This window comes from Streptomyces sp. Je 1-4 4N24 (assembly GCF_026239515.1).
GTDB lineage: Bacteria > Actinomycetota > Actinomycetes > Streptomycetales > Streptomycetaceae > Streptomyces > Streptomyces nigrescens.
In genome coordinates this window covers 4922655-4944709 of sequence record NZ_CP110836.1, presented here as the reverse complement: position 1 = coordinate 4944709, position 22055 = coordinate 4922655, and the positions used below count along the sequence as shown (strand labels likewise).

Sequence of the window (22055 nt, the reverse complement as noted above, 5' to 3'; positions counted from 1 at the left end):
AGTACTACAAGGTCAGCTCAGGCAACCGACAAGTGTGTGACAGCTGGGGCTGCCGGGGGTGACGGGGGCGTAGTGGCCCACGCCGGGCAGCTCGCGCAGGTCCGTGGTGCCGGGGCTCCGCGCGGCGTAGCGGCGGGAGAGCTCCACCGGGACGTCGGGGTCGTCGGTGCCGTGCAGGATCGTGACCGGGATGCCGGCCGGCGGATGGCGCGCCGGGTCGGCCGCGGCAAGGCGGTCCGGCAGACCGGGCCCGGCGCCGAGCAGCTCGGCGACCGCGCCGTCGCTCAGACCCAGCTCATGGGCGCGGGCGAGATCGGCGACCGGTGAGACCACGAGGACGCGGGTCACCGGGGTGCCGGGGCGGGCGGCCGCGAGCAGCGCGAGATGGCCGCCCGCCGAGTGCCCGACCAGGACCACGGCGGGGTCCGCCACGGTCTGCGCCAGCGCCGTGTGGGCGGCGCCGATGGCCGCCGTGACGTCCTCGAAGGTCTGCGGCGCCCCGCCGCCCGCGCCGACCCTGCGGTACTCGGCCAGCGCGACCGGCATCCCCTGCCCGGCCAGTTCGGCGGCGAGCGGAGAGAGATGGCGGCGGTCGTAGGCCGCCCGCCAGAAGCCGCCGTGCAGCAGGACGACCAGCGGCCCGCGGACCGCCGCCCGACCGCCCTCGCCCGACCGCGGCGCGTAGACATCGACGAGCTGGTCCGGATGCGGCCCGTACGCCACCGTCCGGTCCGGCGCCACCGGGGCGAGCCCCAGCAGCGCCGGCTCCTCGTCCGCCACACTCACCCGGCGGCCCCGGACGCCCCCGACTCCACCTCGGGCAGCGCCCCCAGCACCTCACCGAGCACCCGCGCCGCCCGCTCCGCGTCCGCGAAGGAGGTGTAGAGCGGGGTGAAGCCGAAGCGCAGCACATCGGGATAACGGAAGTCGCCGACCACCCCGCGCCGGATCAGCTCGTCCATCACCTCACCGGCGAGCGGGGTGCCGCCCTGCCCGTCCGTGGCGGACAGCTTGGGGGAACACGCCAGCGACACCTGGCTGCCGCGCCACTGGTGCTCGGACGGGGTGAGGGAGCGCACACTGCCCGGCGGTACATAGGCCGCCACGCACTCCAGGAAGAAGTCCGTCAGGGCGAGGCTCTTGGTGCGGACCTCCTCGATGGACACCCCGTCCCAGGCCTCCAGCGCCGCCTCCAGGGCGAGCAGCGACAGGATGTCGGGGGTGCCGACCCGGCCGCGCAGAATGCCGTCGGCCGGGACGTACGAAGGGTCCATCGCGAACGGATCGGCGTGCGAGTTCCAGCCCGGCAGCGGCGATTCGAACCGCTCCTGGAGGCTCTCGCGGATGTAGAGGTACGCGGGCGAACCCGGGCCGCCGTTGAGGTACTTGTACGTACAGCCGACGGCGAGGTCGACATGGTGCGCGTCGAGGCCGACCGGCAGCGCGCCGGCGCTGTGGCACAGGTCCCAGACGGCGAGCGCGCCCGCGGAGTGCAGCGCATGGGTGATGCCGGGCAGGTCGTTGAGCCGGCCGGTGCGGTAGTCGACGTGGTTGACCAGCGCCAGCGCGGTCCGCTCGGTGACCTCGTCGGCGATCCGCGCGGGCTCGACCGGCCGCACCGCGAGACCGGTCATCCGGGCCACGGAGCGGGCGATATAGCCGTCGGTCGGGAAGGTCGTGGCATCGACGAGGATCTCCGTGCAGCCCTTGCCGGCCATACGGACGCCGCCGATCAGCGCCTTGAAGAGGTTGACGCTGGTCGAGTCGCCGACCACCACCCGGCCGGGCCCCGCCCCGATCAGCGGGGCGATCTTGTCGCCGATCCGCTCGGGCGCGGTCCACCAGCCGGATTCGTTCCAGGACCGGATGCGCAGCTGCCCCCACTCGCGGGTGATGACATCGGCTATCCGGTCGGACACCCCGCGGGGCAGCGCGCCCAGCGAGTTGCCGTCGAGATAGACATCGGCGTCGCCGGACGCGTGATCGGGCGCGGGGTCGAGGACGAAGCGGTCGCGGATCGCGGCGAGCGCATCGGCGGCGTCCAACTCGGCGGCGCGCACGGCCTGTTCACGGGCCCCGGCGGGCTCGGTGCGGCCGGTGGCCTCGGGGAACTCGGGAGTCTCAGACATGGCTTCGCGCCGTCCACAGCTCGGGGAAGACATTCTTGCGTGCCCGCTTCTCCAGCCAGGCCACGCCCGCGGAACCACCGGTACCCATCTTTGCTCCCATCGCCCGCCAGGTCGCGACCAGATGGTCGTTGCGCCAGCGGCGGATCAGTTCACCGACATCGGTCAGCACCTCGCCGAGCCGGACCAGCTCGGAGTCCTGCGAACCGGCGTAGATCTCGGCCCAGACGGCCTCGACGGCCGGGTCCGGTTCGTAACGCTGCGCCGGGTCCCGCCGCAGCACGGCCTCGGGGACCGCCCAGCCGCGCCGGGCGAGCATCCGCAGTACCTCGTCCCACAGGCTGGGCTCCTGGAGGGCCTTCTCCAGCTCGGCGTGCTCCCGCGGCGCACCACGGTGCGGCACCAGCATGGACGCGGACTTCTCGCCGAGCAGGAACTCCATCCGCCGGTACATCGCCGACTGGAAACCGGAGCCCTCGCCGAGCGCGCTGCGGTAGGCGTTGAACTGCGCCGGGGTCAGCCGGGCGAGCGGCTTCCAGGCGGCGTTCAGCGCCTCCAGCTCGTAGGTGGAGCGGCGCAGCGCCTCCATGACCACCGGCAGGTCGTCGCGGCGCAGCGCCTCGGCGGCGGTGCGCCACTCATGGACGATGACGGTGAACCACAGCTCCATGACCTGGGTGGTGACCAGGAAGACCATCTCGCCGGGGTCCTCGGAGAGCGGGTGCTGCAGATGAGTGAGGACGCCCGCCTGGACATAGTCCTCGTACGGGGTCGTGCTGCTGGCGCCGATGCTCAGATCCGGGGCGAAGGGCGGGTCGGACTCGGCGGTGCCGGCCGATACCGGGCACCCGGCGGGCGCGGTCGATCCGCGGTCCGGGGGATCGATGGGAGACGGCTGCGACATGAGGGACTCCTCAGGTGCGAACTACCGGGTAGCGGTCCGCCCCTTCCTCGTCGGCTCGGGAGCCCCGGTCCCCTCGGGCGCGGGATGGCCCGGCCCACTGAAATCATCGGTGCTGGACAGCGACCGCGCAAGGGCCGACCGCGATCACGCGGCCGGCCCGTTGACCTGGGAGCTCCCTGGCAGCAGCACCGGCGGCCCCGCCACGGGGACCGGCGGCGGCCCGTCAGGAGAGGGTGTCGGCCGCGGTCGGCGAGGAGTCCCGCAGGAAGGTCGCGCAGCGCTCGTACTCGTCCTGCTCGCCGATCGACTGGGCGGCGCGGGCGAGGGCGTGCAGCGCCCGGAGGAAGCCGCGGTTGGGCTCGTGCTCGAACGGCACCGGGCCGTGGCCCTTCCAGCCGGCCCGGCGCAGCGCGTCCAGGCCGCGGTGGTAGCCGGTGCGGGCGTAGGCGTACGACTCGACGACCCGGCCCCCCTCGAACGCGTCGTCCGCGAGCTGCGCCCAGGCCAGGGACGAGGTCGGGTACTTCGCGGCGACATCGGACGGTGCCGTGCCCGCGGCGAGCAGCTCGCGGGGCTCGGGATCGTCGGGCAGATGGGTCGGGGGCGGTCCCCCGAGAAGGTTTTCGTGAATGGGCATGGTTCCAGTTTGCCAGTGCCCTGCGGGGTGGCCCCGCACCACGTTTTCGGCTTTCCCGCCGTGGGGGTTGTTTGCCGTTGCGCCTGCGGCGGGCCGGTCCGCTGCGCTTTGCCTCGGCCCCACTCTGCGGCCCTCCCGCCATTGCGCCTGCGGCGGGCCGGTCCGCTGCGCTTTGCCTCGGCCCCACTCTGCGGCCCTCCCGCCATTGCGCCTGCGGCGAGCCGGTCCGCTGCGCGGGGCTGTTGGGGTGCGGTGACGGGCCTCCGGGGCAGGGTGTCCGGACTGCTTCGCTTTACGTCCGGACACCCTGCCCCTCCGGCCCGTCCCCTCCCGTGGGGGGAGTTCTGGAGGTTGGTGGGGGCTTGCGTCAGCCCTCGTGTGGTGCGTTGTCTTCTCGTGTCTCGCCCGGGTCCAGTGGGGGTGCGGTCACCCCACAGTGGAAGGTCGTCTTCGCGTGGCAGGGCTCCTCGGCGCCCGGTTCGGGGCGTAGGGCGTCGGTCCGTACGGTCAGCCAGGCGATCAGTGCGCCGGCCACCAGGACGCCGGCGCACAGCGGCATGGCGCGCAGGAAGGCCGCGCCGAAGGCGTCCGCCGAGCGGTAGGCCTCCGGGCCGAAGCCCGCGAGCAGGGGCAGCGCCGCCACCGCCATCAGGCCAGCGGCCCGCGCCGCCGCATTGTTGATGCCGCTGGCCAGGCCCGCCCGGTCCACGTCCACCGACGCCAGCACGGTCGCGGTGAGCGGCGCGACCAGCGTCACCATCCCCGCGCCCAGCACCACCAGCGCGGGCAGCACATCGGCGAAGTAGGACGCGCCCCGGCCCACCCGCATCATCAGCAGCAGCCCCGCGGCACACAGCAGCGGTCCCACGGTGAGCGGGATGCGTGGGCCGATGCGCTGCCCCAGCTCTCCGGAGCGGGCGGAGAGCAGCAGCATCAGCACGGTGGTGGGCAGCAGCGCGGTACCGGCCTGCAGGGCCGAGTAGCCCACCACGACCTGGAGCTGGAGCACGGACAGGAAGAAGAATCCGCTGAAGGCGGCGTAGACGCAGACCGTCACCGCGTTGATGGCGGAGAACTGGCGGATACGGAAGATGGCGGGCGGCAGCATCGGATCGGCCCGTCGCCGTTCGACCTGGACGAAGAGCACCCCGAGCAGTACCCCGGCCACCGCGGGGAGGAGCACTCCGGGGCCGGTGCCGCCGTCCGGCGCGGCGATCAGCGCATAGGTCACCCCGGCCAGCGCCAGCGCCCCCAGCACCGCGCCCCGTACGTCGAAGCCGCGGTGCGCGCGGGCCCCGCGCTCCCGGGTCTCCGGTACGTGCCGCAGCGCCACCGGGACGCACACCGCCGCCAGCGGCACGTTCAGGAAGAAGACCCAGCGCCAGCCGGCGCCGTCCACCAGCCAGCCGCCGATGAACGGGCCCACCGCCGCGGCCACCCCGCCGAGCCCCGACCAGGCGCCGACCCCGCGTGCCCGGTCGGCGGGGTGGAGGACGGCCTGGATCAGCGCCAGTGAACCGGGCGTGAGCAGCGCCCCGCCGACGCCCTGCAGTGCACGGGCCGCGATCAGCACTCCGGCCTGCGGTGCGAGCCCGCACAGCAGCGAGGCCGCGGCGAACCACACCACGCCGATCACGAACACCCGGCGCCGGCCGAAGCGGTCACCGAGCGCACCGCCCAGCAGGATCAGCGAGGAGAGGGTGAGCAGGTAGGCGGTGACGGTCCACTGGAGGACCGCCAGATCCGCGTGGAGGTCCTCGCCGATCCGGGGCAGGGCGACATTGACGACCGTGCCGTCGAGCAGCGCCATCCCGGACCCCAGCACGGCCGTCAGCAGCACCCACCGGCCCTGTGCCGAGGCCAGCCGGACCGCGCCGGGCGCACTCGGTTCGCTCATACCGCGAGCATGCCCGTCCCCGCGCCCGCGCGCCCGCCCTGCGTCCGCGAGGCAGGGCCGGCACACGAAAGGCTCCGCATCCCGGACGGATGCGGAGCCCTTGTGCGCGGCGGCCGGCGGTGCGGCCCGCCGGTTACTTGATCTTGGTGCCGGTGGAGCGCAGGTTGGCGCAGGCCTCGGTGACCCGCTTGGCCATACCGGCCTCGGCCAGCTTGCCCCAGCTGCGCGGGTCGTAGGTCTTCTTGTTGCCGACCTCGCCATCGACCTTCAGCACACCGTCGTAGTTGCGGAACATGTGGTCCGCGACCGGGCGGGTGAAGGCGTACTGGGTGTCGGTGTCCAGGTTCATCTTGACCACGCCGTTCTCCAGCGCGGTGGCAATCTCCTGCTCGGTGGAGCCGGAGCCGCCGTGGAAGACGAAGTCGAACGGGGCGACCTTGCCGTACTTGGCGCCCACGCCCTCCTGGAGGTCCTTGAGCAGCTCGGGACGGAGCACGACATTGCCCGGCTTGTAGACGCCGTGGACATTGCCGAAGGAGGCGGCGAGCAGGTAGCGGCCCTTCTCGCCCAGGCCCAGCGCCTCGGCGGTGCGCAGCGCGTCATCGACCGTGGTGTAGAGCTCGTCGTTGATCTCGTGGGTGACGCCGTCCTCCTCGCCACCGGTCGGGGTGATCTCGACCTCAAGGATGATCTTGGCGGCGGCGGCCTTGGCGAGCAGCTCCTGGCCGAGGGCCAGGTTGTCGGCCAGGGTCTCGGCCGAACCGTCCCACATGTGGGACTGGAACAGCGGGTTCTGGCCCTTGGCGACGCGCTCAGCGGAGATGTCCAGCAGCGGACGTACGTAGCCGTCCAGCTTGTCCTTGGGGCAGTGGTCGGTGTGCAGCGCGACCGTGATGTCGTACTTCTCGGCGACGACGTGCGCGAACTCGGCGAGCGCCACCGCGCCGGTCACCATGTCCTTGTTGTACTGGCCGCCCAGGAACTCCGCACCACCGGTGGAGATCTGGATGATGCCGTCGCTCTCGGCCTCGGCGAAGCCACGCAGTGCGGCGTGCAGCGTCTGCGTCGACGTGACGTTGATGGCCGGGTAGGCGAACTTCCCTGCCTTCGCCCGGTCGAGCATCTCGTTGTAGACCTCGGGGGTTGCGATGGGCATCTGTCCGCTCCTTGTGTGTGCGGGTGTGCGTACTGGGCCCTGACCAGGGGGCGAGGACTTCGCCGTGCACATCTTCCCAGACAAGGCCTCTCGCTCCACATTGCCTGTCCGGCCGTCCCACTCCGTGGGCGGCCGGTTTCACGTGAAACCAGCCGCCCCTCGGCAAAGTCGCAGGTCAGCGCGGATTACCCCGATCCGGCGCGACCGTGGCGCCGGCCTCAGCCCAGGCCGAGGTCACCCAGCTGGTAGCCCGTGATATAGGGCAGTCCGGCCTCGGCGATGGCCGAGGCGGCACCACGGTCGACGATCGTTGCCACCGCAACGACCTCGGCGCCCGCCTCACGCGCCGCCTCGACGGCGGTCAGCGGCGAGCCACCGGTGGTGGAGGTGTCCTCGACGATCAGGACCCGGCGGCCCGTGATGTCCGGGCCCTCGATACGGCGCTGCATCCCGTGCGCCTTCTGCGCCTTGCGGACGACGAAGGAGTCCAGCCGGCCGCCGCGCGCCGCGGAGGCGTGCAGCATCGAGGTCGCGACCGGGTCGGCACCGAGCGTCAGCCCGCCGACCGCCTCGTAGTCCAGGTCGGCGGTGATGTCCAGCATCAGCTGACCGACCAGCGGCGCGGCCTCGCCGTCCAGGGTGATCCGGCGCAGGTCGATGTAGTAGTCGGCCTCCTTGCCGGAAGAAAGCGTCACCTTGCCGTGCACCACGGCCTTGTCCTTGATCTGCTGCAGCAGCTCGCCGCGCACGTCGTCACTCATGCGCACGAGCTTATGCGGTGCCTCGCGCGAGGCTCCGCCAGCTCCAGGTCATGGAGATCTCCAGCGGGTCGATCGGGGTGACCAGGCGCGGCAGGGTGTTGAGACCGTCCGGCGGGCCGGTCTGGGGCTCGACGCAGACCGCGGCCTCCTGCTCGTCGTAGACCACGGCCCATTCGGCGCGGCTGGTGATCTTCAGCTCCAGGCGGCCCGGCCAGGTGAGCGTGGCCTCCACGCCCCGCGGCATCCCGAAGCAGTCGTCCCAGGGTCCCGGCTTCTGCGGGATCCGACGGCCGGTCGGGAGGTGGTCCGCGCCCCGCTCCTCCTGCCACTCGGGCGCGAAGTCGAGGTAGACGTCCGCGCCGCCCTCCCCCAGGTTCCGCAGGAACCAGGGGTGCCAGCCGGCCTGCCCGGGGAAGGAGTCGGCGGTCGCCTCGACGCCCATGGTGAGGGTGAGCGAGCCGCCGTCGTCGGCGAGTTCGACGAGCTGGGTGACCCGCCCCGGGTACGGCCAGGGCGCCGCCGGATCTGCGAGGTCGTAGGTGAAGACCCCCTCCGTGGCGCTCGTCCGCACCGTGCGCCAGCTCAGGTCGCGGCCGGTGCCGTGGATGGCGTGCGGCGCGGCGTCGATCGGCATCTGGTGGAGTTCGCCGCCATTGCGGAACTGCCCGTGGGCGAGCCGTCCGCACCACGGAACCATCGGGAAACAGCCATAGCTGCTGCCCTGCCGCAGCAGCTCCGTACCGCCGACGCGGAGGCTCGCGATCCGGCAGCCTTGGTCCGGCCGGACGGTCAGTTCGGTGTCGCCGGCGGCCAGTCGCACGCCCTCCGGCGTCCGCGCCGCGCGCTGCGTGGTGTTGTCGGTGCTCACGGAACCGAGCCTAGGGTGTCCGGCGGATCAGGGCCGGAGAGGCCGCGGCGTCCGGCGCACTGCACTCGCTCGCGGCCCCAGCGACGCACCGCGCCCCTCGCGGGACGCCACGGAGCGCGTCCGCCACGGGCCGCGGGCCCGGGTCAGCGGCGCCGGCGCAGTACCCGGCCGACGACCACCGCGGACGCCAGCACCACCGCGGCCGCGGGCGCCGCCCAGCGCAGGGTCACGGAGGTGCCGTTCGACTCGGGTGCGGGCACCGGCGCGTACCGGCCGCGCGGCGGGGCGTGATCGACCTCTTCCGCGCTGCGCCCGATCATCGTGCGGCGGGCGTGCGCGGCCTCGGCGGGGGCGAGCCGGTCCGCCTCGTCGCCGTAGCCGTGCTCGGGGTGCACCGAAGGGAAGGTGTCCGCGGAATCGCCCGCGGCGGCGTCCTCGCCGGCCTCGGCCGCCGCACCGGGGTCCGTCGTCTCGTCGGCGTCCGGGTCGAGGGACGGGGGCGGCACCTCGGTGTCGAACACCCCGGACCCGGCCGTCTCCTCGGCGTCATCGGCCGGTCCGCCGTCGTCGGCCACCGGCCGCCGCTGCAGATCCCCTGCCAGGTTCTCCGCGAAGCGGTCCAGCAGCCGGCGGCCCACAGTGGCGGCGGACTGATCGCTGGCGTCGGCGAGCCGGCCGTCGCGGTGGACCGTGCCGGAGCAGCTCAGCATCGTCCCGGGACCGGGCTCGGTGGCGGGGGAGAGCCGTACGGCCAGAGTCAGCGCAACCGTCCCGTCGCCCCGCGCCTCGGTGCCCTTGGCCTCGACGGTCACCGCGGCGCCCGCACCATCGTCACCAGGCACCTCGTCCGCGGCGGCGCTGACCGTCAGCGTGCCGCGATAGGTGATGGTGGAGCTTCCGATACGCAGTCGCAGCCGGCCCTCCGGACAGTGGGGGGCGGCATCGGCGTCGAGCTGGACTCCTGGGACACAGCGCGCCACCCGCTCCGGCTCGGTGAGCGCCTGCCGCACGGTCCCGACGGGAAACGGAACGTACACCTCATGCTCCATGACATGGGAGCCTACCCAGCGCCCGCGGACCCGTGCCCGCCCACGCGGAACTTTCTGACACCGGGCCGGAACCCGCCACACACCGCTGCCCGCCGCACACCCCGCACCCGCGCGGCCCCGGCCGTTGTCCGGCGTGGTCCGCGCCCGCCGTCACCGCGTTCCGTCGTGCCCGGCTCAGTCCAGATACCGCGGATGCATCAGCGTCGACGCCGGCAGCCCGGCCCGCCGGTCGTGGGTCTCCGCCCGCCGCCCGGCCAGCAGCTCAGCGGCGCTGAGACCGGCCAGTGGGGGTGCGTCGGGCGCCAGACCGAACGACGGCCGGTGCCGCGCGGCCAGCACGAAGCCCCAGTACCGGTTCCCGGCCGAGGGCGCGGCGGCCGGCACCTTGGCGTCCACCGGCGGGACGGCGCCCGCCGAGCGGTCCGGGCCGCCGGAGAAGGCCGCGGGCCGGCCGGACAGCCGGTACGGAACCGTCGCCAGGCCCACCGACCGGACCGTCGACTCCACCGTCCAGTACAGACGCGAGCGCTCGACCGGCGGCCCGGCGTGCACCACCAGCCGCCCGTCGCGGGCCAGCAACCGCGCCGCGAGGCCGTAGAACTCCTGCGAATAGAGCTTGGTGCTCGCGGTGATCCCGGGGTCGGGAAGATCGGAGACGATGACGTCGTACGGCGCCGCCCGCCGTCCGGGGCCGCCCGTGCCCCGCTGCCGCAGCCACTCGAAGGCGTCGGCGGTCACCACCCGCACCCGGGGATCGGCGAGCGAGTGCCGGTTGAGGCGCGCGAGTCCGGGGTCGGTGCGCGCCAACTGCAGGACGCCGGGGTCGAGTTCGACGACGGTCACCGAGCGGACCGAGCGGTAGCGGAGGATCTCGCGCACCGCGAGGCCGTCGCCGCCGCCGAGCACCAGCACCCGGCCGTGCGGGCCGCCCGCCATCGCCGGGTGCACCAGCGCTTCGTGGTAGCGGAACTCGGTCTCCGCGCTGACGCGGAGCCGGCCGTCGAGATACAGCGCCAGCGGTCCGCCGGAACCTTTCCTCCCCCGCCCCGCACCGACTCCGGCCCCCGTCCCACCGGTCATCACCACTTCCTGGACGCCGGTCTGCACCGCGACCCGCGCCGATGAGCCGTACACCGCCTGCCGGGCGGCCCGTTCGAACGGCGTGGCCAGCAGCACGCCCGCGGCGAGCAGCGCGAGGACCAGGGCGTTGACGCCGAAGAGCACCCAGCGGGCGCGGGCACTGAGGTCGCGGCGGAACAGCCACAGCACCAGCACGGCGCCGGCCACCACATTGACCGCACCGGTGAGCAGTGCGCCGGTCAGCTGGCCGAAGCCGGGCAGCAGCAGAAAGGGAAAGGCCAGACCGCCGACCAGCGCGCCGACGTAGTCCGCGGCGAAGAGATCGGCGACCGCGCCGCCCGCGTCCTGCCGGCGCACCCGCTGGATCAGCGTCATCAGCAGCGGCACCTCGGCGCCGATCAGGATGCCGATGGCCAGGGAGAAGCCGACGAGCGCGGAGCGGGACTGGCCGAACCACGCGTAGCAGGCGTAGAGCGCCATCGCGGAGCTGCCGCCGACCAGCGCGAGGCCGGCCTCCACGGCGCCGAAGCCGACCGCCGCCCGGCAGCGCAGCCGCTTGGCGAGCAGCGCGCCGACACCCATCGCGAAGACCATGACGGACAGCACGACCGACGCCTGGGTGACGGAGTCGCCCACCAAGTACGTGGCCAGGGCGACCAGTTCGAGTTCGTAGACCAGACCGCAGGCGGCGCAGACGAAGACGACGGCGAGGACGAGCAGCCGGCCGGGTCCGGCCGGCACGGGCAGTCGCGCCGGTGTCATGGCTTCCGGCGGGCTGGGAGTGCCGGTGGGAGCGGACTCTGGCGGGTCGATCATAAAGTGAACGCTACGTGACGATTCTGTGGCGCTCCGTCACCCACACGAGTACACCTCACGGGCTACACCCCTCAAGCGGAGCGTTGACGAAGCGTGGGGCGCGAGGGCACACCGCGTCGTACAGGCCGCGCACTCCCCGCCATCCGCGCCCTCCTGAAACTCCACGCCCCCGGCGCACAGCCTGCGCGCCCCTCGCACCACGCACTCCCCAGCGCCCTCCAGTCGACCGGACCGGTCACTATCGTCCGGCCCCCGCTAGACCGCCGCGGCCCTCGCCCGTACGCCCACCCGGGTACGGGTGGCCACCAGGCGGCCCTCCTGCGGATACGCGTGCCAGGTCCGCCAGCGCACCTGCCCCTGCTGACGCTGCGCCAGCATCGCGGTGAAGGCGTGCGGCGAGCCGGGGAACGTACCGGCGAGACCGTGCGGATGCTCGGCCACCAGCGCGAGCAACTCCTGCGCACGGCCGGCGAACGAGCCGCGCGAGAGGGTCTCCACATGGGCGGCGAATTCGTACTCCCAGTCCCCCAGCCGCTTCGCCACCCCGAGCGGCAGCGGTGTGCTGCTGCCCGGCATACAGGCGACCGTTTCGGAGCAGGTGCCGTTCTCCTCCTCGAGGAGCACCTGGTGAGAGGCGCCGAGGAGCCTCAACTGCACCTGGGCGTCCTGGAGTTGGAGATCGAGTACGGCGAGGGCGGGCAGGGGTTCCCTGCCCAGCGCCCAGGCCAGGTCGGAGGCACGGGTATCGGTGTACGCCGTCGTCAAAGAGGTGAGCATGGGTCGGCTCCGCAAGCACGCAGTGGAATGGTGGGCCGGCCCGCCCGAAAAGGATCAGGGATGTACGACTGCCTGCCGGCTCGTGCCCACGTGGGGTCGGAGAACGTGGGGGATTCTCTGGGGAGAGGGAATCATGAAAGCCCCGTCGCCCACAGCGCTTTTACCCATCTTCTCCGGGTTTCCATCCGCTCGGGGGCCTTGCAGTTCAGTTGTTCAACGACCAAGCGCCCGGCGGGTGTTGGCCTTTCGACCAGCACCCTCCGGGCGCATATGCGACAAGCAACTAGCCATCCGCACATATGGAGTTGGCGCGGAGCACCGTCGGCTCAGCAGCCCGTCGGCTCAGCTGCCGCCGCCTCCGCCGCCACCGCAGCCGCCGCCTCCGCCACCGCCGCCACCACAGGAAGAACCGCCACCACAGGAGGAACCGCCGCCGCATCCGCCGCCCGAACCTCCGTCACCGCCGGCCCACCAGCCGCCGCCACCGGAACCGCCGGAGCCCCCTCCGCGCCCCGTGCCCGACCCGCTCCGCGAGGCCAGGGCAACCAGGCCGATCACCCCCGCGCAGATCACCACGAAAACCACAATCCCCATTTGCCTCACACTCCTTTCGTTCCCCCGAAGCGAGGCACCCGCTCCGTCCGGCGCCCTGTGCGCCGCTCCGGCACCGTCCGGTGCCGTGGACCGTCCTCGTCGACGGCCGTCTCATTCCTTTGTGCGGGGCTGATGCCCCGGCCCCGGCGTCTCAAAGCACAGTTGAGGAAGTCCAGAGGTTCGGCGGAGGATGGCGCCCATGGACCGACCGCTGCTCAACCGCCGCCTCGCCGAATTCGGCACCACGATCTTCGCCGAAATGTCGGCACTCGCCGTCCGGACCGGCTCCATCAACCTCGGCCAGGGCTTCCCCGACGCCGACGGGCCGGAAGAAGTCAGGGAGGCGGCGGTGCGTGCCCTGCGCGACGGCCGCGGCAATCAGTACCCGCCCGGCCCCGGCATCCCCGAACTGCGCACCGCCGTCGCCGCCCACCAGCAGCGCTTCTACGGCCACCTCGGACTCTCCTACGACCCCGACACCGAGGTCCTGATCACCGCGGGCGCCACCGAAGCCCTCGCGGCCTCTCTGCTGGCGCTGCTGGAGCCGGGCGACGAGGTCATCGCGCTGGAGCCCTACTACGACTCCTACGCCGCCGGTATCGCGCTGGCGGGCGGCCGCCGCGTCCCGGTGACCCTGCGCGCGGACCCGGAGTCCGGCACCTACCGCCTCGACCTGGACGAACTGCGCGATGCCATCACCGGCAGCACCCGCCTGATCCTCCTCAACACCCCGCACAACCCCACCGGCACGGTGCTGTCCCGCGAGGAGCTCGCCGAGATCGCCCGCCTCGCCTGCGAGCACAACCTCCTCGTCATCACCGACGAGGTCTACGAACACCTCGTGTTCGAGGGCGAGCACCTCCCCCTCGCCTCGTTCCCCGGGATGCGCGAGCGCACCGTCACCATCGGCTCGGCCGGCAAGACCTTCTCGTTCACCGGCTGGAAGGTCGGCTGGGTCACCGCCCCCGCGGAGCTGGTCGGCGCCGTCCGCTCGGCCAAGCAGTTCCTCACCTATGTCTCCGCGGGCCCCTTCCAGTACGCCGTCGCCGAGGCACTCGCCCTGCCCGACAGCTACTTCGCGGAACTGCGCAACGACCTGCGCGCCAAGCGCGACGTCCTGGCCACCGGGCTCACCGCGGCCGGCTTCCAGGTCTTCCGCCCCGCCGGCACCTACTTCATCACCACCGACATCCGCCCCCTCGGCCACGACGACGGCTTCGCCTTCTGCCGCGCCCTCCCCGAACGCGTAGGCGTCGTCGCCATCCCCAACGCCGTCTTCTACGACCACAAGACCCAGGGCGCCCCCTACGTCCGCTTCGCCTTCTGCAAGCAGGAGGCAGTACTCCGGGAGGCGGCGGAACGGCTGCAGAAGCTCTGACCTGGCCGCGGGCCGTGTCTCGCTCTTCTGCGGCGCACCGTCGGAGCAGCCGGCACCGACAGCCTCCTTGCGTGCGCCGCAGAAGCAGCCACCACGTTCCTACTGAGGGGCGACCGGCATGGCCTCGAAATCGTCGAAGAGGTAGGCGTAGACCTGCGCGAGATAGGCCCGCAGCTCCCGCCCGTCGGGGAATTTCACATACGTCAGCCCGAACCACTGCTCCACCGTCAGCGGCTCATTCGTCACCAGATGCATCAGGCCCGCGCGAATCCCTTCCTGATAGTCGGGCCAGGCCAGGTCAAACGTCTCCCGCAGCATGCCGAGATCGTCGACCGCTTCGACGCCGAGAATTGCGGCACAGAAATGCACGAAGCGGCGGTCGATGCCGGGTACGTCCAGCCCCAGGTCGGCCAGTGGGGCGGTAACCGGGTCGATTTCCTCGTAGCCGCCCGGGTACGGGTAGAGCGTGGTGTTCCGCAGGTCGGCCGCGTTCTCCGGCCCATCCTCGCTCTCCAGATCCTGCACCGGGCGGTACACCCCGTACAGCAGACCGCGCGTCGAGAAGTCCGCATAAACGTAGTTCACTTCACCGCTGGGGCCGTACGGCTGCCTGGGATCGATCGTGATTGCCGTGGCCTTTCCCCCGCATTCCTCGCCCTCTCCGTAAACCGCCTCGAACGGCAGAATCGGCGAGAGGTCGTGATGCTTCAGCGCCGCCTCACGCAGGGCGTCGTCCGCTTGGACCATGGCCTCCTCGGTGTCGAAACGGCTCGCCCACGGGCCGGTACGGGGCGGCAGCTCGTCGCGGATCGACATGGGGGTGGGACTCCGTCCGTGAAGGTGGGTGGCACGCGGGGGGGGATCGTCTTCGTATGGCCCGGCGGCGCACCGGGCCGCCGTTACGTCCAGTACTTCTCCGGCGGCGGAGCCTCCGGGTCCGGGGCCACCGGCGGCTCCTTACGGTCGCCGTAGAAGTAGTCGTAGAGATCCTGCAGGTAAGCGTACAGACGGTCGTCTTCGTAGAAGAAGACGTGGGTCAGCTGGCCCCATTGCTCCGCGGTGACCGGGTGTTCTCGGAGAAGATACTCCAATGCTTCGTGTAGATGCCGGGCGAAGGGCGTGTCTCGCTTCGCCTTCCCCTTCATCTTGTCGATGTCGTCGATCCATTCGACACCGAGTGCGACTTCAAAGAATGTACAGATATCCGTATCCGTCGCAAAATGCGGAATACCTTCTCCTCGGTATCTCATGTATTCCTGTCCCTCTGTGGCTCCGGATACATTGTCACAAGCTTGTGTCCGCCGTTGCCATCCGGATCATAGATCGCCAGGAGCCCGGATCCTCGAAAGTCGACCGGCTTGTAGTTAATGCTTCCGCTCGCCTGGTCCACCGGGCTCTCCGGGTCGACATAGAAACCGCGAAAACGCTCGTGATGATCTCCCCCGGGCCCCCAAGCCTCCTCGGGCTGAAAGCGAATGTACTGCCGCTCCTGGTCATGGGGATCAAGCTTGCTACGGCCATGGATGTCGGCATGCATGAACGCTTCGTCCTGATCGCGGTTGAAGGCAGTGGAGAAGGAATCGCACTTATGCTTGCGATTCATGTCCTCCGCGTCCATGTACGCATTTTCCCCCAACCGCTCCTTGGCGTTCGGTCCATGCGCCGGGTCGATCTTCTCCTTGGTCTGCACATAGCCGTCTTGGTAGTGGTAGCGGGGATTACCGTCGGCATCCTTGAGCGGATCGCCGTTGGCGTCCACGGGCCCGGTCGGCTTACCCAGTCGTTCCTTCAGCATGTCATCGGTCGGATCGAGATGCCGCTGCGGACCGTGCCCCTCCCGGCGGAGGCCATCGACGCGCTCCGCGACGCGTTTCCTGTGCTTGTCCCGCAGGTCGTCCTCGCCAAGCACCCGCTGGCCGAGCTTCAGGTGAACCGCGTCCCGCTCGTCCTGGTGACGCCGCAGGTCCTTGCGAATCGCCTCTTCGGCGTCGTCGATGTTCTTCTTGGTGATGTCCAGCCCGTGCCCGATCGACCGGTGCCCCCTGGCCATGGCCTTGGACATGTCCGTGATCATGGAGTCGATGATCGGGCGGACCGCCTTCTGCACAATCATCCCGAATCTGCCCTTGCCGAGCAGTTTTCCGCGCGTTTTGGAGTCCAGATTGCTGCCGTGGTGCTCCACCTTCTCCGCATGCCCGTGAGCTTCCTTGGCCGCCTTCGCCAAGCGGTCGGGGTGCGCCTTGAACCCCTTGCTCATGCGGCACCCCCCGCAGCGCCCAGCGCAGCGTCAACGCCCTTGAAAACAAGGCCGGAGACGGCTTTTTCGATTTCGGCCTGGAAGGGCTCGACCGCCATGGAGACGAGTTCGGCGATGAGGACGTCCTCGATTTCCTGGATGACCTCTCTGATGATGCGTCTGCCGATCTCGATGGCTGCCGCCTCGGCGGCCGCGGCGATGCCGAGCGTGGCTACGGTGGCGGCTGCCGCGGCCGCCATCTCGACCGCGGTGATGACCAGTTGGGCGATGACCACACCCTTGGCGACGACCACACCGGTGGCCGCGACCTCCAGTGCCGTGGCCAGGACTTCGCAGCAATTGGTCAGGGCCGTATGGTGCTCACCGGATACCTGATTCCAGCGGCTGAGCAGTGCGTCGTAGGAGGCACCCTCGTAGGCGTCCGCGAGTCCTTTCAGCGTGGAGTCCAGCCCACTGTGCCCCTCCGCGAGGTTCTGGCCGAATTCCCGTACGTGGCCGGCCCACGCCCGCAGTTCGTCCTCGTCGATGTCGGGCCATTCCAGGCCCATCAGCTCCATGATCCAGACGACTTCACCAGGCAGTTCGATGGACAACGCCGGCCTCCCCCTTGGCTCCGCGCCCGCTCAACTCCGCATGTACGGACGAGCAATGTGACAAGAACGGTTCCACACGCAACAGAACATGATCAAGGTCAGTCGGACGTGGAATCGCTTACAGAGCGGGAGTGCGCGCCGCGCCCCGGTGCCTACCGCCCCGGCCGACCGCCATCGGCCGCGCCCCCGCCACAAACAGACGCGGGCCCCGGAGACATGAGTTCCGGGGCCCGCGCAGCGGGGTGGGTGTGGGACGGACGGGCTCAGGCCTCGTCGTCACCCTGCTTCTTGTCGGAGTCGCCTTCGATCTCGGCCTCCAGGCCGAGCTGCTCGACGATCCACTTGTCGAATTCGATGGAGGCGCGGACCCAGCTGACCGTGCTCGACACAAAGTGTTCGAGCGAGACACCGGTGCCGATCAGCATCGATGCTTCACCGATCAGACGGACCGTGCCGTCGTCATGGGTGTGGGTGTAGGCCTTGGGCCACAGCGTCCGGCGGTTCCAGTCGTCGATCGCCTCCAGCAGCTTCGACTTCTCATCGATGCCGTGGGGACGGTCGTAGAACGTGCGGACGGAGAAGATCTGCTGCTCCTCCTCGCCCCGGAACATGAAGTACGTGCGGAACTGCTCCCACGGGGCGGCGAGGTCACCCTCCTCGTCGACTACGTACTTCAGCTCCATCTGGTCGAGGAGCTGCTTGACCAGGTCCTGGTCTGGCACGACGGGACCATCAGGCCCCGACGGCTCGGGTTCGGGCTGGCCCCCGAAATTCGGAATCGAGGACGGGTCGATGCTCACCGTGGAATTCCCTTCGTATGGTCCCTGCCATCCTCCCCCACATCCGCCCCGTCGTGGCAACCCGGACGGAGCGGATGCGGGCAAGGCGTCGCCCTGGGCAACGATCGGCGGGCCGGACGGGTACCCGGGGCCGCGGCCCGGCCCGGGGCCGCGGCCCCCGCCGGCCGGCCGTCCCGGACGCCCCGGCCTCAGGCGCCCCGGTCACGGCACCGGACGCCCCGGACCCAGGCACCCGACACCAGACCCCCGGCCCCCGCCGGTCAGCCCGCCGGCCGCCCGGCCGCCTCCACCGACAGCTGGTCGCCGTCCACGTCCACCCGCACGGTGTCGCCCTCCAGCACCTCGCCCGCCAGGATGGCGCGGGCGAGCTGGTCGCCGATGGCCGTCTGGACCAGGCGGCGCAGCGGCCGGGCGCCGTAGGACATGTCCGGGGCGGGGGCGTCGACGACCGGTTCCTGGCCGAGCCAGGCGAGCCAGGTCAGGGCGCGGTCGGTGACGTCCAGCGTCAGCCGGCGGTCGCCGAGGCGGCGCTGCAGATGGTCGAGCTGGATGCGGGCGATCCGCTGCAGCTGGTCCGTACCGAGCGGGTGGAAGACCACCACGTCGTCGAGCCGGTTGAGGAACTCGGGCCGGAAGGACGCGCGGACCGTCTCCAGCACCTTCTCCCGCTTCTGGTCCTCCTTGAGCAGCGGGTCCATCAGGAAGGTGGAGCCGAGGTTGGAGGTCAGGATGAGGATGGTGTTGCGGAAGTCGACCGTGCGGCCCTGGCCGTCCGTGAGCCGGCCGTCGTCGAGGACCTGCAGCAGGATGTCGAAGACCTCGTGGTGGGCCTTCTCCACCTCGTCCAGCAGGACGACGGAGTACGGGCGGCGGCGGACCGCCTCCGTCAGCTGGCCGCCCTCCTCGTAGCCGACGTAGCCGGGCGGCGCGCCGACCAGCCGCGCGACGCTGTGCTTCTCGCTGTACTCCGACATGTCGATACGGACCATCGCCCGCTCGTCGTCGAAGAGGAAGTCCGCGAGCGCCTTGGCCAGCTCGGTCTTGCCGACGCCGGTCGGGCCGAGGAAGAGGAACGAGCCGGTGGGGCGGTCCGGGTCGGCGATACCCGCGCGGGTGCGGCGTACGGCGTCCGACACCGACCGTACGGCCTCGGTCTGGCCGATCAGCCGCTTGCCGAGCTCCTCCTCCATGCGCAGCAGCTTCTGGGTCTCGCCCTCCAGGAGGCGGCCGGCCGGGATACCGGTCCAGGCACCGACCACATCCGCGATGTCGTCCGGCCCGACCTCCTCCTTGACCATGGACTCCTTGGACGCCTCCTGCTCGGCCTCGGCGGCGGCCGCTTCCTCCAGCTCCCGCTCCACCCCCGGGATCTCGCCGTAGAGCAGCTTGGAGGCGCTGTCGAAGTCGCCGTCGCGCTGGGCGCGCTCCGCCTGTCCGCGCAGCTCGTCGAGCCGCTCCTTGAGCGCACCGACGCGGTTGAGGCTCTGCTTCTCCTTCTCCCAGCGGGCGGTCAGGCCGCGCAGCTCCTCCTCCTTGTCGGCGAGGTCCTTGCGCAGCTTCTCCAGCCGCTGGACGGATCCGGCGTCGGTCTCGTTCCGCAGCGCCAGCTCCTCCATTTTGAGCCGGTCCACGGCGCGCTGGAGCTCGTCGATCTCCACCGGGGAGGAGTCGATCTCCATACGGAGGCGGGACGCGGCCTCGTCGACCAGGTCGATGGCCTTGTCGGGCAGGAAACGGGAGGTGATGTAGCGGTCGGAGAGGGAGGCGGCGGCGACCAGCGCGGAGTCCGCGATCTGCACCTTGTGGTGGGCCTCGTAGCGGCCCTTGAGGCCGCGCAGGATCGCCACCGTGTCCTCGACGGTCGGCTCGGCGACCAGCACCTGCTGGAAGCGCCGCTCCAGCGCCGGGTCCTTCTCGATCCGCTCGCGGTACTCGTCGAGCGTCGTCGCGCCGACCATCCGCAGCTCACCGCGGGCCAGCATCGGCTTGAGCATGTTGCCCGCGTCCATGGACGAGTCGCCGCCGGCGCCCGCGCCCACGACGGTGTGCAGCTCGTCGATGAAGGTGATGATCTGGCCCTCGCTGGACTTGATCTCCGCCAGGACGGTCTTCAGCCGCTCCTCGAACTCACCGCGGTACTTGGCGCCCGCGACCATCGCCCCCAGGTCGAGCGCGACCAGCCGCTTGTTGCGCAGCGACTCGGGCACATCGCCCTTGACGATCCGCTGTGCCAGCCCCTCGACGACGGCGGTCTTGCCGACGCCCGGCTCGCCGATCAGCACGGGGTTGTTCTTCGTCCGGCGGGACAGCACCTGCACCACCCGGCGGATCTCGTGGTCCCGGCCGATGACCGGGTCGAGCTTGCCCTCACGGGCGGCCGCGGTGAAGTCCGTACCGAACTTCTCCAGCGCCTTGTACGTGCCCTCCGGGTCGGCGTTGGTCACCCGCTGCCCGCCCCGGTTCGCCTCGAACGCGGCCAGCAGCTTCTTGGCACCGGCGCCCTGCTGCTCCAGCAGCTCGCCGGTGCGCCCGCCCTTGGCGGCGATACCGATGAGGAGGTGCTCGGTGGAGACATAGGCGTCACCGAGCTCCTTGGCGCGCTGGGTGGCGTCCGCGATGGCGGAGAGCAGATCGCGGTCGGGCTGCGGCGGCGCGACGGTCGAGCCCTGCACGCTGGGCAGCGCGGCCAGCTGGCGCTCGGCCCCGTTGCGCAGCGCGGCGGCGTCCGCCTCGACGGCGGCCAGCAGGTCCATGATGTTCTCGTTGTCCTGCCCGGCCAGCAGCGCGAGCAGGAGATGCGCGGACGTCATGTCCGCATGCCCGGCGGTGACCGCCCGCTCATTGGCGGCGCTCAGCGCCTCCCGGCTCTTGTTGGTCAGCTCGGCGTCCACGTCCTCGCGATCCTCCTCGACTCGTCCTGCACGGCCTTGTTGCCCAGTCTGGACCCAGCCAGGGCCGCCCGATCCGGCACATCCTGCTCATACCAACATGCGATAAGTTGAGTCTATTCCACTCAAGGTTGGTTTGGGGAGCCGCCCCGCCCCTTCCTCGCTCACTCGTGCGAGCGAATCGGGGACGAACGCACCGTCACCGTCCGCGTCACCCGGCAACACTGGCCTTCGACCACAAGGAGGTGCAGCATGACGGCTATGGCACACGAGCCGATGGCGACGGACCAAGAGACCCTCCTGGATTACTTCCTCGCCCTGGATACCCCTGAGGGCTTCCGGGCCGAGCTGATCGAGGGGGAGATCATCGTGACGCCGCCGACGGATGGGAACCACGAGCGTTTCTTCAGCCGACTGACCAAACAGATCCTGGCGAAGTCCGTGACCGATATGGACGTCTCCGGAGGCAAGGGACTCCTGCTTCACCCCAGTGACCGTAAGAACCACGTGATCCCCGATGCCACCTTCGCGCCCACCGAACTGGATCTGTTCCTGGATGCCGAGCCCTGGATGCCCAGCGAAGGCATCGCCCTGGTCGTGGAAGTGACGTCGAGCAAGCCAGAGCACGACCGCATCATCAAACGCCACTGCTACGCCCGCGCCGGCATCCCGCTCTACCTGCTCGTGGACCGCAGCAAGGCCACGATCACGCTGTTCAGCGACCCCTCCGGGGACGACTACGCAGGGCACAACACCACCCCCATCGGCAAACCCCTCCCCCTCCCCGCCCCCTTCTCCTTCGACCTGGAGACCACCGACTTCCTCTGAATTCCGGGCCCCGAACTACTCTGGCCCCCATGGCCCATGACCTCAGCGCCCTCAGCCCGGAGTACCTCGCCTTCTGGGGCGAGTATCTGATGCCGACGCTCACCACTCTCCGTACGGACGGGACGCCCCATGTGGTTCCCGTGGGCGTCACCTACGACGCCGGACAGCGGATCGCGCGGATCATCACCCGCAAGGACAGCACCAAGGTCAAGAACATCCTCGCCGCCGGGGCGGACGGCGCCACCGTCGCCGTGTGCCAGGTCGACAAGGGGCGCTGGGCGACGCTGGAGGGCCGGGCCCGGGTGCGTACGGACGCCGAGTCGGTGGCTGATGCGGTGCGCCGGTACGCCGAGCGGTACGGCCGGACGCCGACGCCCAACCCCGACCGCGTCATGATCGAGATCGCGGTGACCAAGGCGATGGGCCGGGCCTGAGCGCCGGCCCGCGAGCCCGCTCCCCCTCCGAGGTGCCCCCTTCTGCCCGCTGGCCGGAAACGGTCCCTCCGGATCCGCCGCGGGCCACCCACCTGGTACTCAAGAGCGACGGGAACCGAACAGCTCCGCGCAATCACGGACGACATCGGACCTGTCCCCTGCAAAAGACAGCAGCTGGAGGCCGTATGGCGTCGGCATTGTGCATCGTGACG

The 22055-nt window shown here is 70.9% G+C and carries 20 protein-coding genes; 3 read left to right on the top strand and 17 right to left on the bottom strand.

What is annotated here, in order from left to right:
- Positions 1–12: 12 nt before the first annotated feature.
- From SLV14N_RS21540 to SLV14N_RS21490, 11 genes are all read right to left on the bottom strand, one after another.
- A complete protein-coding gene (locus SLV14N_RS21540) occupies positions 13–786 on the bottom strand; it encodes a S9 family peptidase (protein WP_263270674.1) in 774 nt (257 codons plus the stop codon).
- A complete protein-coding gene (gene kynU, locus SLV14N_RS21535) occupies positions 783–2129 on the bottom strand; it encodes a kynureninase (protein WP_263270672.1) in 1347 nt (448 codons plus the stop codon). Before kynU ends, SLV14N_RS21540 begins: the two co-directional genes overlap by 4 nt.
- The gene (locus SLV14N_RS21530) at positions 2122–3030 is read right to left on the bottom strand and encodes a tryptophan 2,3-dioxygenase family protein (protein ID WP_208682854.1); all 909 of its coding nucleotides are present in this window, start codon (positions 3028–3030) and stop codon (positions 2122–2124) included. Before SLV14N_RS21530 ends, kynU begins: the two co-directional genes overlap by 8 nt.
- A 223-nt stretch (positions 3031–3253) precedes the next feature.
- Entirely contained in the window at positions 3254–3667 is a 414-nt protein-coding gene (locus tag SLV14N_RS21525) for a DUF3151 domain-containing protein (protein ID WP_208682852.1), read from the bottom strand.
- 367 nt (positions 3668–4034) lie between these two features.
- Positions 4035–5564 (bottom strand): MFS transporter, encoded by a 1530-nt coding sequence (locus SLV14N_RS21520; protein ID WP_263270670.1) that lies wholly within the window; start codon positions 5562–5564, stop codon positions 4035–4037.
- 133 nt (positions 5565–5697) lie between these two features.
- On the bottom strand, positions 5698–6720 hold the full coding sequence (gene fbaA / locus SLV14N_RS21515) for a class II fructose-bisphosphate aldolase (protein ID WP_263270668.1): 1023 nt from the start codon (positions 6718–6720) through the stop codon (positions 5698–5700).
- Positions 6721–6938: 218 nt separating this feature from the next.
- Entirely contained in the window at positions 6939–7481 is a 543-nt protein-coding gene (pyrE, locus tag SLV14N_RS21510; RefSeq protein ID WP_018092411.1) for an orotate phosphoribosyltransferase, read from the bottom strand.
- 10 nt (positions 7482–7491) lie between these two features.
- The gene (locus SLV14N_RS21505) at positions 7492–8349 is read right to left on the bottom strand and encodes an aldose 1-epimerase (protein ID WP_208682846.1); all 858 of its coding nucleotides are present in this window, start codon (positions 8347–8349) and stop codon (positions 7492–7494) included.
- A 143-nt stretch (positions 8350–8492) separates the two neighbouring features.
- Complete coding sequence (locus SLV14N_RS21500; RefSeq protein ID WP_263270665.1) at positions 8493–9398, bottom strand: SRPBCC domain-containing protein; 906 nt, start codon at positions 9396–9398, stop codon at positions 8493–8495.
- Positions 9399–9572: 174 nt separating this feature from the next.
- Positions 9573–11294, bottom strand: coding sequence for a polyamine aminopropyltransferase (locus tag SLV14N_RS21495; RefSeq protein ID WP_263270663.1), 1722 nt, complete (start codon positions 11292–11294; stop codon positions 9573–9575).
- 255 nt (positions 11295–11549) lie between these two features.
- The gene (locus SLV14N_RS21490) at positions 11550–12071 is read right to left on the bottom strand and encodes a DUF2617 family protein (protein ID WP_263270662.1); all 522 of its coding nucleotides are present in this window, start codon (positions 12069–12071) and stop codon (positions 11550–11552) included.
- Positions 12072–12864: 793 nt separating this feature from the next.
- Between SLV14N_RS21490 and SLV14N_RS21485 the strand changes: the two genes are divergently transcribed.
- A complete protein-coding gene (locus tag SLV14N_RS21485; protein ID WP_263270660.1) occupies positions 12865–14043 on the top strand; it encodes a pyridoxal phosphate-dependent aminotransferase in 1179 nt (392 codons plus the stop codon).
- A gap of 99 nt (positions 14044–14142) precedes the next feature.
- Here SLV14N_RS21485 and SLV14N_RS21480 read toward each other — a convergent pair whose 3' ends face one another.
- The 6 genes from SLV14N_RS21480 to clpB form a co-directional block, all read right to left on the bottom strand.
- Complete coding sequence (locus SLV14N_RS21480) at positions 14143–14859, bottom strand: hypothetical protein (RefSeq protein WP_208682835.1); 717 nt, start codon at positions 14857–14859, stop codon at positions 14143–14145.
- 83 nt (positions 14860–14942) lie between these two features.
- Positions 14943–15293: a hypothetical protein gene (locus SLV14N_RS21475; RefSeq protein WP_208682834.1), complete on the bottom strand. Its 351-nt coding sequence runs from the start codon at positions 15291–15293 to the stop codon at positions 14943–14945.
- Positions 15290–16300 carry a hypothetical protein gene (locus SLV14N_RS21470; RefSeq protein WP_263270658.1) on the bottom strand — a complete coding sequence of 337 codons (1011 nt, stop codon included), beginning with the start codon at positions 16298–16300 and terminating at the stop codon, positions 15290–15292. The genes SLV14N_RS21475 and SLV14N_RS21470 overlap by 4 nt, the downstream gene beginning before the upstream one ends.
- Positions 16297–16893 (bottom strand): WXG100 family type VII secretion target, encoded by a 597-nt coding sequence (locus SLV14N_RS21465; protein WP_208682829.1) that lies wholly within the window; start codon positions 16891–16893, stop codon positions 16297–16299. Before SLV14N_RS21465 ends, SLV14N_RS21470 begins: the two co-directional genes overlap by 4 nt.
- A 263-nt stretch (positions 16894–17156) precedes the next feature.
- On the bottom strand, positions 17157–17693 hold the full coding sequence (locus SLV14N_RS21460; protein WP_026170115.1) for a YbjN domain-containing protein: 537 nt from the start codon (positions 17691–17693) through the stop codon (positions 17157–17159).
- Between the two features lie 260 nt (positions 17694–17953).
- Positions 17954–20584 carry an ATP-dependent chaperone ClpB gene (gene clpB / locus SLV14N_RS21455; protein WP_208682827.1) on the bottom strand — a complete coding sequence of 877 codons (2631 nt, stop codon included), beginning with the start codon at positions 20582–20584 and terminating at the stop codon, positions 17954–17956.
- A gap of 249 nt (positions 20585–20833) precedes the next feature.
- Between clpB and SLV14N_RS21450 the strand changes: the two genes are divergently transcribed.
- Both SLV14N_RS21450 and SLV14N_RS21445 read left to right on the top strand, forming a co-directional pair.
- Positions 20834–21409 (top strand): Uma2 family endonuclease, encoded by a 576-nt coding sequence (locus SLV14N_RS21450; protein ID WP_263270655.1) that lies wholly within the window; start codon positions 20834–20836, stop codon positions 21407–21409.
- A gap of 29 nt (positions 21410–21438) precedes the next feature.
- Positions 21439–21843, top strand: a complete 405-nt coding sequence (locus SLV14N_RS21445) for a pyridoxamine 5'-phosphate oxidase family protein (protein WP_127151850.1) — start codon at positions 21439–21441, stop codon at positions 21841–21843.
- The last annotated feature ends 212 nt before the right edge of the window (positions 21844–22055 follow it).

Coding starts and splice junctions, on each gene's coding strand:
- SLV14N_RS21470 (WP_263270658.1), bottom strand. CDS start 16,300: ATGAGCAAGGGGTTCAAGGCGCACCCCGACCGCTTGGCGAAGGCGGCC.
- kynU (WP_263270672.1), bottom strand. CDS start 2,129: ATGTCTGAGACTCCCGAGTTCCCCGAGGCCACCGGCCGCACCGAGCCC.
- SLV14N_RS21500 (WP_263270665.1), bottom strand. CDS start 9,398: ATGGAGCATGAGGTGTACGTTCCGTTTCCCGTCGGGACCGTGCGGCAG.
- SLV14N_RS21445 (WP_127151850.1), top strand. CDS start 21,439: ATGGCCCATGACCTCAGCGCCCTCAGCCCGGAGTACCTCGCCTTCTGG.
- SLV14N_RS21490 (WP_263270662.1), bottom strand. CDS start 12,071: ATGCTCACCTCTTTGACGACGGCGTACACCGATACCCGTGCCTCCGAC.
- SLV14N_RS21520 (WP_263270670.1), bottom strand. CDS start 5,564: ATGAGCGAACCGAGTGCGCCCGGCGCGGTCCGGCTGGCCTCGGCACAG.
- SLV14N_RS21485 (WP_263270660.1), top strand. CDS start 12,865: ATGGACCGACCGCTGCTCAACCGCCGCCTCGCCGAATTCGGCACCACG.
- SLV14N_RS21475 (WP_208682834.1), bottom strand. CDS start 15,293: ATGAGATACCGAGGAGAAGGTATTCCGCATTTTGCGACGGATACGGAT.
- fbaA (WP_263270668.1), bottom strand. CDS start 6,720: ATGCCCATCGCAACCCCCGAGGTCTACAACGAGATGCTCGACCGGGCG.
- SLV14N_RS21480 (WP_208682835.1), bottom strand. CDS start 14,859: ATGTCGATCCGCGACGAGCTGCCGCCCCGTACCGGCCCGTGGGCGAGC.
- SLV14N_RS21525 (WP_208682852.1), bottom strand. CDS start 3,667: ATGCCCATTCACGAAAACCTTCTCGGGGGACCGCCCCCGACCCATCTG.
- SLV14N_RS21530 (WP_208682854.1), bottom strand. CDS start 3,030: ATGTCGCAGCCGTCTCCCATCGATCCCCCGGACCGCGGATCGACCGCG.
- SLV14N_RS21450 (WP_263270655.1), top strand. CDS start 20,834: ATGACGGCTATGGCACACGAGCCGATGGCGACGGACCAAGAGACCCTC.
- pyrE (WP_018092411.1), bottom strand. CDS start 7,481: ATGAGTGACGACGTGCGCGGCGAGCTGCTGCAGCAGATCAAGGACAAG.
- SLV14N_RS21495 (WP_263270663.1), bottom strand. CDS start 11,294: ATGATCGACCCGCCAGAGTCCGCTCCCACCGGCACTCCCAGCCCGCCG.